We start from the raw sequence: 1,737 nt of genomic DNA on the forward strand, positions 1-1,737 counted from the left end.
ATCCTGCGGTGAGTAGACGCGCGCCACACCGTAGGCGTGCAATTCGTCGATCTCGCTCGGCACGATGACCCCGCCGCCACCGCCGAAGACCTGGATGTTCTCACCGCCCCCGGCCTTCAACAGGTCGATCATGTATTTGAAGAACTCGACGTGCCCCCCCTGGTAGGAGGTGATGGCGATTCCCTGCACATCCTCCTGCAGTGCGGCGTTCACAATCTCCTGCACCGAACGGTTGTGGCCGAGATGGATGACCTCGGCACCTGTCGACTGCAGAATTCGGCGCATGATGTTGATCGATGCGTCATGCCCGTCAAACAAGGAGGCGGCGGTGACAAAGCGCACCTTGTGCTTGGGCTTGTAGGGCAGAAGCTTCTTGGCAATGGAAAGGTCGGTCATGTCGTTCGCGCTCCACAAAGATTATCCTGGAATTGTCCTGGATACCGGAAATTGTACAAGGACGCACATGGTAGGAAGTTGACGCCAATAAAGCCATTCCCCAATACGCCGCCAACAATGTATATATTGCCAACTTGAAATTCCCCGTCAATACACAGCCTTGCGAGAAGCCCATGCCATACCCTGAGAAGACTGCCAAGGAGATGACCAGGAAGGCCACGCCATCTGCCGCACTTCCCGCTCCGGCACGCGCGACCGTGGCCATTGCCTTCGTGCAGGGAATGCTGGCGGGTCTTCAGCATGCGGGCCGGGATACCGCCCGGCTCCTCGAAAGCGCCCACATTGCTGCGCAGGTCTTGAATGATCCAAGCGCCCGCATTCCGGTCGACCGCTACGCCGATCTTTACAACCGGATCAACAGCGAACTCGACGATGAAGGCTTTGGACTCTTCTCGATGCCGATCAGATCCGGCACTTTCGAGTTCCTCTGCCGCAGCACCATCACCGCACCGACGCTGGCCGAGGCCATCGGACGCAGCATCCGCTTCCTGCGCTTGCTGCTGCCCGACCTCGGTGTCCGTCTCGATAGCCACCCCGAACAGGCATGCCTGTCCATCGTGGAAAATCGCCCGCTCGTGATCGGACGGGTTTTCGCCTTCGAATGGCTATTGCGCCTGCTGCACGGACTTTTTTCCTGGCTGGTAGGGCGCAGCATCGTTCTCGATTCGGTGGCTTTCCCTTACCCTCGTCCGGGCCATGCCGAGGATTATGCGCTGATCTACACTGCCCACTCGACCTTTGACGCGGATAGGCTCACCGCCGTCTTTTCTGCCAACCTGCTGGATCTGCCGATCCGTCGCGACGAGGCCGCGCTGCAAAGCTTCCTCGAAGGCGCGCCAGGCAAGCTGACCACCCTATACCGTCGTGACCGAGAGATCGTTCTGCGCGTACGCAACGCGCTACGCGACGCGCTACCGGTGTCGAGTTCACTCGCCGAGGTCGCGCGCACCCTGAATTTGTCGCCCCGCACGCTACACCGCCGGCTGCAAGCAGAGGGGTCAAGCTTTCAGGCGATCAAGGATGCCTTGCGCCGCGACCTGGCGATCAACCGGCTCGCCAAGACCAGGCAGGCGCTGGCAGCAGTGGCCGCAGAACTGGGTTTTGCCGACAGCGCGGCCTTCTACCGGGCTTTCGTGAGATGGACCGGTATCGCCCCCGCGCATTACCGCCGACGCCTGCAGGCGGCCGGCCATGCGCCAAGCGGGTGCCGACAGGATGCCTCTTTGCAGCTTTAATGTAACGTCAGTTCGGGATAACGAAGCCAAAAAATTAGCGTTAACA

General features: G+C 60.3%; 2 protein-coding genes. One reads left to right on the forward strand and one right to left on the reverse strand.

The genetic code is table 11. The annotated features are described in order from the left end of the window. Nucleotides 1–396, reverse strand: a 396-nt coding sequence (locus CAPSK01_RS19160) for a cobalamin-dependent protein (RefSeq protein WP_034930548.1), incomplete at its 3' end; no start/stop codon positions are given. Between the two features lie 173 nt (nt 397–569). Between CAPSK01_RS19160 and CAPSK01_RS19165 the strand changes: the two genes are divergently transcribed. Continuing rightward, nucleotides 570–1,691 (forward strand): AraC family transcriptional regulator, encoded by a 1,122-nt coding sequence (locus CAPSK01_RS19165; RefSeq protein WP_273704101.1) that lies wholly within the window; start codon nt 570–572, stop codon nt 1,689–1,691. Nucleotides 1,692–1,737: the final 46 nt, after the last annotated feature.

It is taken from the genome of Candidatus Accumulibacter vicinus (assembly GCF_000584955.1).
Lineage (GTDB): Bacteria > Pseudomonadota > Gammaproteobacteria > Burkholderiales > Rhodocyclaceae > Accumulibacter > Accumulibacter vicinus.

Bases quoted from the DNA above. Each gene is read 5' to 3' on its own strand.
- CAPSK01_RS19165 (WP_273704101.1), top strand. From the start codon at position 570: ATGCCATACCCTGAGAAGACTGCCAAGGAGATGACCAGGAAGGCCACG.